This window comes from Brevundimonas sp. (assembly GCF_036659295.1).
Lineage (GTDB): Bacteria > Pseudomonadota > Alphaproteobacteria > Caulobacterales > Caulobacteraceae > Brevundimonas.
Genome location: NZ_JAVXCU010000040.1, coordinates 1 through 8974, shown reverse-complemented (window position 1 = coordinate 8974; position 8974 = coordinate 1). Strand labels below are relative to the sequence as shown.

General features: G+C 60.7%; 9 protein-coding genes and 1 pseudogene. 3 read left to right on the top strand and 7 right to left on the bottom strand.

Annotation, left to right across the window (positions count from 1 at the left end; genetic code table 11):
- The 3 genes and pseudogenes from RSB01_RS08820 to RSB01_RS08810 all read left to right on the top strand — a co-directional run.
- Positions 1-167, top strand: a pseudogene (locus RSB01_RS08820) (metallophosphoesterase); the annotation flags it as partial.
- A gap of 78 nt (positions 168-245) precedes the next feature.
- On the top strand, positions 246-731 hold the full coding sequence (locus RSB01_RS08815; protein WP_332591215.1) for a MotA/TolQ/ExbB proton channel family protein: 486 nt from the start codon (positions 246-248) through the stop codon (positions 729-731).
- Positions 728-1033, top strand: coding sequence for a BlaI/MecI/CopY family transcriptional regulator (locus RSB01_RS08810; RefSeq protein WP_332591214.1), 306 nt, complete (start codon positions 728-730; stop codon positions 1031-1033). The genes RSB01_RS08815 and RSB01_RS08810 overlap by 4 nt, the downstream gene beginning before the upstream one ends.
- 3 nt (positions 1034-1036) lie before the next feature.
- Here the strand turns inward: RSB01_RS08810 and RSB01_RS08805 are convergent, their stop codons facing one another.
- The 7 genes from RSB01_RS08805 to purQ all read right to left on the bottom strand — a co-directional run bounded on the left by RSB01_RS08805 (position 1037) and on the right by purQ (position 8810).
- Positions 1037-2437, bottom strand: coding sequence for a cytochrome P450 (locus RSB01_RS08805; protein WP_332591213.1), 1401 nt, complete (start codon positions 2435-2437; stop codon positions 1037-1039).
- A 71-nt stretch (positions 2438-2508) separates the two neighbouring features.
- Positions 2509-3591, bottom strand: a complete 1083-nt coding sequence (locus RSB01_RS08800; protein ID WP_332619898.1) for a glycosyltransferase family 4 protein — start codon at positions 3589-3591, stop codon at positions 2509-2511.
- 82 nt (positions 3592-3673) lie between these two features.
- On the bottom strand, positions 3674-4036 hold the full coding sequence (locus RSB01_RS08795) for an indole-3-glycerol-phosphate synthase (RefSeq protein ID WP_332591211.1): 363 nt from the start codon (positions 4034-4036) through the stop codon (positions 3674-3676).
- Positions 4036-6243: a phosphoribosylformylglycinamidine synthase subunit PurL gene (gene purL, locus RSB01_RS08790; RefSeq protein ID WP_332591210.1), complete on the bottom strand. Its 2208-nt coding sequence runs from the start codon at positions 6241-6243 to the stop codon at positions 4036-4038. Before purL ends, RSB01_RS08795 begins: the two co-directional genes overlap by 1 nt.
- A 71-nt stretch (positions 6244-6314) precedes the next feature.
- Positions 6315-7100, bottom strand: a complete 786-nt coding sequence (locus RSB01_RS08785) for a hypothetical protein (protein WP_332619536.1) — start codon at positions 7098-7100, stop codon at positions 6315-6317.
- A gap of 180 nt (positions 7101-7280) precedes the next feature.
- Positions 7281-7958, bottom strand: coding sequence for a hypothetical protein (locus tag RSB01_RS08780; protein ID WP_332619535.1), 678 nt, complete (start codon positions 7956-7958; stop codon positions 7281-7283).
- Between the two features lie 189 nt (positions 7959-8147).
- Positions 8148-8810 (bottom strand): phosphoribosylformylglycinamidine synthase subunit PurQ, encoded by a 663-nt coding sequence (gene purQ / locus RSB01_RS08775; RefSeq protein ID WP_332591302.1) that lies wholly within the window; start codon positions 8808-8810, stop codon positions 8148-8150.
- Positions 8811-8974: the final 164 nt, after the last annotated feature.

Here is an 8974-nt window from a genome sequence, read left to right as displayed (position 1 = left end):
TGCGCCGCTTTACCACCCGCCTGTCGGGTGGCCGTTACGCACCGGCCCACGGTCCTGCCACCATTTGCGGTGTCTTCGTCGAAACCGACGACCGCACCGGTCTTGCCAAGCGCATCGAACCGATCCGCATCGGTGGCCGCCTCAAACAGGCGATCCCAACGCTTTGATTTAAAACACCCTCTGGCTTCAGTCAGAGGGTGTTTTAATAACGGTGTTTGACAAGGTGTATTACAGATGTAATCTACATGGATTACAAACGTAATCCGGAGGATGAAATGTTGCGTGCCTTGCCGTTACCGTTCCTAGCATTCACCGCTGTTTCTACGCCCGCATTGGCGATGCCCCGACTGGGTTTCACCACTCTGCTGATGCTAAGCCACCCGCTTCTAAAGCTGCTCATGTTGGTAGTCGTGATCGCTACCATCGCCGCTGTCGTCATCTGCATACGCAAGCTGATGGCGGGCTCCAGCCTTGTCGGCGGCTCGGCTTTTGTGAAGGCGCTGCGCCTCGGCGGGCCTTTGCTGGGGCTGCTGGGTGGCAGCTATGCCGCAATGAACATCTTTATCGCGCTCGCGAACTTCTCGGGGCCTGTTAATCCGGCAATCTATATGCCCGCTGTGGCCGAAGCCTTTGCGGTCCTCATTATAGGCCTGATCTCCGGTGTGGTGGCTGTCATCGCCAACTGGGCGATAGAGGCCCGTATCGACAGGGAGGTCTTGCGCATCCAATGAGTATCCCCGTCACCGAAGCTGAAAGCGAGGTTCTGGCGGCGCTGTGGCGGCGAGGGCCTCTTTCGGCAAAGCCCCTGATTGAAGAGGTGCAGTCCGTTCAGGACTGGGGCGATGCCACGATCAAAACCTTGCTGGGGCGATTAATGCGTAAGGGCGCAATCCTGTCCGAGCGTGTCGATGATCGCCAGCAATACCGCGCCCTGATTTCCCGCAGCGACTATGTGCGCCGCGAGATCCGATCGCTCGCTCAGCGGTTATTTGCTGGAGACCAGAGCGCACTACTCGCCGCGTTGAAAGACTAGGGCTTAGCTCTGGTCTTTACGCGCCCGCAGCCTCAATCGCATCGTTTCGCGGCTGCGCAGGGTGATCTGCTGGATGGGGCGTGGCTCGACCGGCGTGATGGCTTCGACATCTGCGGCCTTCATGATCTCGGCCAGAGCGATGACAGCCTCCTGCATGGCAAAGGCGGCTCCGATGCATATACGCGGGCCGCCGCTGAAGGGCAGCCAGGCATAGCGGTCGATGCTCTTGCGGTTCTCGGGCAGGAAGCGTTCGGGTTTGAACACGTCTGGCTCGTCCCACAACTTTTCGTGGCGCTGGATCAGCCACGGCGCGATGACGATGCTGTCGCCCGCCTTGACCTCATGGCCCTCGATGACATCATCGGAGACAGCCTGTCGGATCATGGCGGGGGCAGGAGGGAACAGGCGCATGGCCTCCTCGATCACCGCCTTGTGCCAGACCATCGGCTTGATGCCGCCGGATGAACGATCCCATGCATCCGCTTCTTCTTTCAGCTTTTGCGCCACAGCCGCATCGCGGGTGACCAGATGCAGGGTCCAGCCCAGTGTCCGTGCCGTCGTCTCGTGACCGGCAAGGATGAAGGTCAGGATGTTGGACATGACCTCGTGGTCCGACAGGCCCGAGCCGTCGCCTTCCTCGTCGCGGGCGGACAAAAGCGCGGTCAGCAGGTCATCGGGCGCATCACCATCGACCTCGATCCGCTTTCTGCGTCGTGCGACCAGAGCCGACACCCGCTCTTGAAAGAACTGGGCCGAGCCACGGCTGGCCAGTTTGCCCATACGCGGTATCCAGTCGGGAGCCTTCAGGGCATCCAGCGGACTGATGCGGGCACCGACTTCCAGAAACTGGTTCAGCGCTTTTTCAAAGCCTGCCGCATCGCCATCCAGATCGTCGGAAAACAGGGTGGCCGACAGGATATCAAATGTCAGGCCGCTCATCTCGTGGTCGATGTTCAGAACCCGAGCGCCCTGTTCCAGCTTCCAGCTTTCAACACGACGGCGACAGACGGCATCCATCACCTCTGCGGTCTTGGCCGTATAGGCGGGGGTGAACAGCGGGGCCATGATCCGGCGAGCGCGTCGCCACTGATCGCCCTCGGTCAGCAACAGGCCATCGGCCAGCATGGGGCCAAGCACGCGCCGTTGCAGGTCGCCTTTTTCATAGTTGAGCGCATTGTCCGTCAGGACACGCCGCACACCGACAGGGTCGCTGACCACCAGAGTGCGGCCCAGCGGCGATGTGCCCGCTACATACAGTTCCTGAAAATGCAGCTGACCCCACAGTTGCAGCGGGTCACGCCAGCTCTGCCACAAAAAGGGGACCAGCCCCATTTTATGGCTGCGGCGCGTGGGGACCTTTGGGCGAAATCCAGCAGAGGTCGTGGTGCTTGCCATGTCGTTCATCGTGCACTCCCTTCGGGAATGAATACACTACCTACGATAATGTCAAAACTGGTCCGCTATGATGCCCTGTTTCAGGCGGAGCGTTGCAGGCCTTTTTGCTGGGCGACCTGCTCGCGCAACTGCCGCAACTGGTGCGCGCGGCTCTTGGGGGTATGGACGCGGGTCACATAGTCTTGCGCGGCGCGGGCCATGGCCAGTCGCTGTGCAGGGTCGGCAATCAATGTCTCGATGGCCGCTTGCAGATCTTCAGGGGTCAGATCATCGACATAGAGGGCGTGGGGACCGCTGGCTTCGCGCAGGCCGCCGCGTCCCGAACTGACCAGTGCCGCACCCGCCGCATGGGCCTCCAGCGCCGTCAGGCCCAGAGGCTCGGCCCATGTCGATGGCGTAAGCGCGATCGCGGCCTTTTGCATGACCGCGCGAACCTCGGCCAGAGGGGCGGATTTCATGACAGTGACCCGCTCGCCATACCGCGCCAGCGGCGCGATGTGAGGTTCGGCCCAGTCCCCGCGTGTTTCCCAGTCGTTCAGCATCAGCACCGCACGCCAGTCGGGATGACGATCCAGTACTGCAGGCAGGGCCGCGCAGATCAGGTCTACGCCTTTTTCCGCCATGGCCCGTCCGGCAAAGGCGATTACCTGTTCGCGGTTCTCGACGGGCGCATGCCACAGATCGACATCGATAGGGTTGGGGACAGCGTAGGTTTTTTGTTCCTGCGAAGGGAAGTCGTTCAAAAAGTCGCGCCGTCCGGCTTCGCTGACGAAAATCAGGCCGTCCATCTGTTTGAAGCGACGCTCGTAGCGCCACTTGTCCAGCAGGTTGCCGGGCGATTTGAGCGCATTGTGCCGGTAAAGGAAGCGGGTGGCGCGCGGGAAGCGACGGGCCACACGCACGGCCTGTTTAAGTTGCTGGTGGAACTCGATCACGTCCGGCTGGAAGTCTTCCAGCGCCTGTTCCAGAGCCGCCATGCGCTTTTTACGGCCGGGCAGAACCTGTACGGGCAGGTCGCCATGGTCATTGTCGCTGTCACAGCAGAAGATCCGCACTTCGGCATCGCGATCACCCTGTGCCAGGGTGCGTACGACCGTCTCCATGGAATTGGGCTGGGATAACGAGAAGTGGCAACCCGGAGGAAGGACGACGGCAATTTTCAAGAACGGCTCCTGCAGGGCAACTGGAGAGGAGATGAAGTGATCTCCATTACACGTTCTAGATGAATTATTTTTAATAGTCGCCCTAGAGGCTGTCGTTTCTTCGGGCTTCGAGCGCGCGAAGGCGGCCTTCTTCTGCCTTGAGGTCGCCGGTCAACTGGCCGCGTAGAGCCGGATCGGTGGTCGCGGCCAGCAGGGCGCGGGTGTCGGCCACGGCCTGACGGCGGGTGGCGATCAGGCGGGACAGTTCGTCACCTGCCTGAGGTGCAGAAGCGACCGAGGCGCGTTTGGCCGCCTCGGCCTGTTCTTCTTCGGTGGTTTTGAGCGCTGCGGCCTGACGGGCCGCAGCAGCATCACGCAGGGCATGTTGAACCGGATCGCCCGGTTGAAAGTCGCAGGCGGCCACAAGGGTAGCCGCCGCAACAGACATCAGGGCGATCAGACGCATCAGCCTTCGATCCAGTTCGGCATCCAGCTCTCGTGCATTTCGCGCACATGGGCGACCGGAATACGGAACAGCTCGCCCGTAGCGGCCTTACCCGCAAAGTCGGCACCGCCGACCTTGCCGACGACGGCAGCGGTCAGACCGGCAGCCTTGGCCTTGGCGAGGATTTCGTCAGCGTTCGGCACGGCGACCAGATAGCGGGCCTGATCTTCACCGAAGTAGAAGCCGTGGGCCACAGCCTCACCGGCATCCAGTTCCATACCAACGTCCGAGGCCAGAGCGATATCGGCAGCCGCGCCGACCAGACCGCCGTCCGACAGGTCGTGAACAACCGTCAGTTCGCCAGCCTCGATCAGATCGCGCACGAAGTCGCCGGTCTTGCGTTCCAGCTTCAGGTCTACCGGCGGCGGTGCGCCGTCTTCGCGGTTCAGCACTTCACGTAAGTAGATGGATGCGCCCAGCGAACCCTTGGTTTCGCCGATCAGCACCAGAGCATCGCCCTCTGCCGCGCCACCAAAGCCGGTGACAACGTCATAGTTCGGCAGAAGGCCAACAGCGCCAACGGTCGGCGTCGGCGGAATGGCCACACCGTTCGTCTCGTTATACAGCGACACGTTGCCCGACACGACGGGGAAGTCCAGCTCGCGGCAGGCCTCGGCCATGCCGTCGGTGGCACGCACGATCTGGCCCATGATCTCAGGGCGCTGCGGGTTGCCGAAGTTCAGGTTGTCGGTGATGGCGATCGGGCGCGAACCCACCGCCGTCAGGTTGCGCCAAGCCTCGGCCACAGCCTGCTTGCCGCCTTCATACGGATCGTTCTGGACATAGCGCGGGGTGCAGTCCGAGGTAACAGCCAGACCCTTTTCGGTGCCGTGAACGCGAACCACGCCCGCATCGGCACCGGTCGAGGAATCCTGCAGGGTGTCGGCCATGACGTGGCGGTCATACTGTTCCCAGATCCAGCGCTTGGACGCCATGTCAGGGCAGGTTAGGACCGACAGCACCGCATCGTTCCAGCTCTCGGGGGCTGCAACCTCGTCGGTGCCCAGCGCCGGATGCAGTTCCGGCTGGACCCACGGGCGGTCATACAGCGGAGCATCGTCGAACAGCGGGGCCAGCGGCACATCGCAGACGGTTTCGCCGAGGTGTTTCAGAACCAGATGGCCGGTATTGGTGGTCTTGCCGATGATGGCGAAGTCCAGACCCCATTTCTGGAAGATGCGGTAGCCGACGTCTTCAAAGCCGGGCTTGAGAACCGCGAGCATACGCTCTTGCGATTCCGACAGCATCATCTCGTAGGCGGTCATTTCGGTTTCGCGTTGCGGAACCTTGTCGAGGTCCAACTCGACACCCACGCCGCCCTTGCCGGCCATTTCGACCGACGAGGAGGTGAGGCCAGCGGCACCCATGTCCTGAATGGCGGCCACAGCGCCGGACTGCATCAGTTCCAGTGTGGCTTCGATCAGCAGCTTTTCAGCGAACGGGTCGCCAACCTGAACGGTCGGGCGTTTGGCGTCGGACTCGTCGTCGAACTCGGCCGACGACATGGTCGCGCCGTGGATGCCGTCGCGGCCGGTCTTGGAGCCGAAGTAAACCACATCGTGGCCCGCTTCCGGTGCAGCTGAATAATAGATCTCGTCGGCGCGAGCCAAGCCCACGCACATGGCGTTGACGAGGATGTTGCCGTTATAGCCCTTGTGGAAGTTCGTCTCGCCCGCAACGGTCGGAACGCCGACGCAGTTGCCATAGCCGCCGATGCCGGAAACGACCCCCTTGACCAGACGCTTGGTTTTCTCGTGCGAGGGCTCACCGAAACGCAGCGCGTTCAGCAGGGCCACAGGGCGGGCACCCATCGTAAAGACGTCGCGCATAATGCCGCCAACGCCCGTCGCCGCGCCTTGGTAAGGCTCGATATAGGACGGGTGATTGTGGCTCTCCATCTTGAAGATGCAGGCATCGCCATCGTCGATGTCGATGACACCGGCGTTTTCCCCCGGGCCGCAGATCACGCGGTCACCCGTGACGGGGAATTTCATCAGCTGCTTCTTGGATGATTTGTACGAGCAATGCTCGGACCACATCACCGAGAAGACGCCCAGCTCGACCTGGTTGGGCTCACGGCCCAACCGGTCCAGCAGGACCTGATATTCGTTAGGGGCGAGGCCGTACTCTTCGGCCAGTTGGGCGATGGTCTTTTGGGGCGCGCTCATAATGGCGCCTATTAGCCTTGTCCGGCGCATCTGTCAGCCATCGTTTGGTGGAAAGACAGCTTAGCGGGCGCTTATTTTGTCCGACGAAGCCCGAAGGTGAAGATCGAACCGAAAACGATCACCACAAAGGCCGCCCCCAGAGCCGCAAATGACAGCACTGGATTATTGTCCTGATGGGCGACAAATGCGCCGACAAAACCCCATGCAATCGGGATGGGATAGGCCAGAGTACGCAACACCCAACTGACCGCGATGGCCACAAGGGTGGTGATCGCCACAAACACAATCGCCCAGACGGTGGGGCTAAGCATTGCGGGCAAGGCGTCATAGGCGGTCAGGACCGTAATCAGGTTCAGCGGGGCTGCGACAGTCAGCCACCCTGCCAGTGCCGCTAGAGGCCAGATCACCAACATGCGGTCGCGGTCCAGCAGCGAGGTTGTGCGGATGGTGCGGCCCAGCATCAGCATTGGCAGCAAGATGGCCAGCAGGCTGGCAAAAATGACGATGACGCTGGCGCTTTTCATATCCAGCGCGGCGGTGATGATCCAAAGCCCGATACCGATCAAGGTGACAAAGCTGGGCCAGCCCAGAGCGTTTATCAGCGTGCTTTCGCCGGTTTGGGGCAAGGCTTGGCGCACGGCATAGGCCAGCAGACCGGCATAAAGCAGGCCCCAGATCGAAAAGGCGTAACCCGCAACCCGCAATGTCGTGTTGCCGTCCGCCGCAAACTCGGCCTGTGACTGACCAATACTGCCCAAGGCCTGAAGGATCGGAATGGCAATGGCGAAAATCGCGGCGGCCAGAACCGCATACCGGCGGGTTTGCTGGGCAGGGGACGGCAGAACAATCGAGGACATGGCAGCTCCTGAAAAGGTGCGCTGAACAGCGGGCCTGATTTTTATACGCACAGCTTGGCTATTGGTTCACGGAACCGGCGGTGACAGGAGAACGACGACAGCATTACGAGTGCTACAGCCGGAGCCTCAAGCGTGCGGACCACAAATTGTCGGGCCAATCGATTGGGTAAGCCTTGAGGCTTAACCGATTGAAATTGGCACGCCGTAGCTTATCTCGCGACCGGCCTCGACAGCTTCGCCTGTGCCTTTATGACGAAGACGCCCTCTGCGGGCGGCATCTAGAACAAGCCTGTTGATGTTGGCATTAAATGGGTGGGCGCTTTCGATGCGGCAGTCGGTCAGGCGGCCCTCATCGGCGGTCAGGCAACTGACAGTAACGTGTGTCGATTGGAGGTTTTCGATACGGGCTACAGCATCGGGGCTTGGCATGGGCAGGCGTATCCATTCCATGTCGAATGGTAAATTCGCCAAGGTTTCGTCGCTTACCCCTTCGTTGCGCGGATCAATCAGTGGCTTGTCACAAGCCATCAGGGTTTCTGCGATTGCTGCGACCGAAGGCTCGGTGTCCATCACATAAAGGGTAGATGGGCGACCATTTGAGGCGGGTATACGGATGCGAATGGTTCCACCCCGCATCAGGTCGTGGGCGAGCGCTAGGGGGAAGCGGCTGAAAGCGCTGGTTTTGTTTGCACCTGCAGACCATGCCACTCCACGCATTCGGGCATCCTCGCCGACACTGATCTGGAGCAGGCGGGCGCGATCGTTCGTTTCGGGCAATCCGTCGATAGTAACGTCGAAGGCATTGTTCACGCAGCGCGTTACCAATGTCAGGCCATTATCGAACTCGGCAACAGCCACGGTCGCTTTTTGGCTGGGCATACGGTTTAGTTGCCAGTCCGTAGCCTCATTGTCTTGTGCCGAGGCGGGCATCGCCAGAGATGCACAAAGGGCGGCTAGAGCCGATCCCGAAAACAGCTTAACAAACATAAAAATACCCCCACTATCCAGTAGCGGGGGTATTGATGTTCTCTATTATTTTCAAGCGGCTCAGAGCGCGTCGTAGATGCTCTGGAAGAAGGTGGCACCGTCGGCGCTGCCCAGTTCGGCTTCGAAGGCGCGGTCGGGGTGGGGCATCAGGCCGATGACGTTACCGGCTTCGTTCATGATACCGGCGATGTCGTTGACCGAACCGTTGGGGTTGTCGACATAGCGGAAGACGACCTGGTTGTTGTCTTCGATACGCTTGAGGGTTTCGGGATCGGCAAAGAAGTTACCGTCGCCATTGCCCTGCGTCATCACCACCTCGGCCTGATCGCCGAAACGCTTGGTAAAGCGGGTGTCCTTGTTGGCCACGGTCAGGCTGATGGGCTTGCAGACATATTTCAGTCCGCTGTTCTTCATCAGGGCACCGGGCAGCATGTCGGCTTCGCACAGGATCTGGAAGCCGTTGCAGATACCGACAACGGTCACGCCATCCTCGGCGGCCTTTTTGACGGCCTGCATGACGTGCGACTGAGCTGCCATGGCACCGCTACGCAGATAGTCACCATAGGAGAAACCTCCCGGGATGACGATCAGGTCGAGGCCTTTCGGCAGTTCGGTCTCGGCATGCCAGACCATGGAAACTTGCTCGCCAGTGGAGCGTTCGACGGCGACCTTACAGTCGCGGTCACAGTTGGAACCGGGGAATACGATGACGGCTGCGCTCATGGGCGGGCCTCCTAGCACCCTTTGAAGGGAATGTCAGTCACAGGTTTCACTGGTTTGGATTATCGGCGTTCTATTTCCAGTGACATAGGCAATGCCCCAAATCGCAAAGCCGCCTAATGCCAGACCCATGCCGACATAGCCCGTCGAGGTCCAGCCCCAGCCTG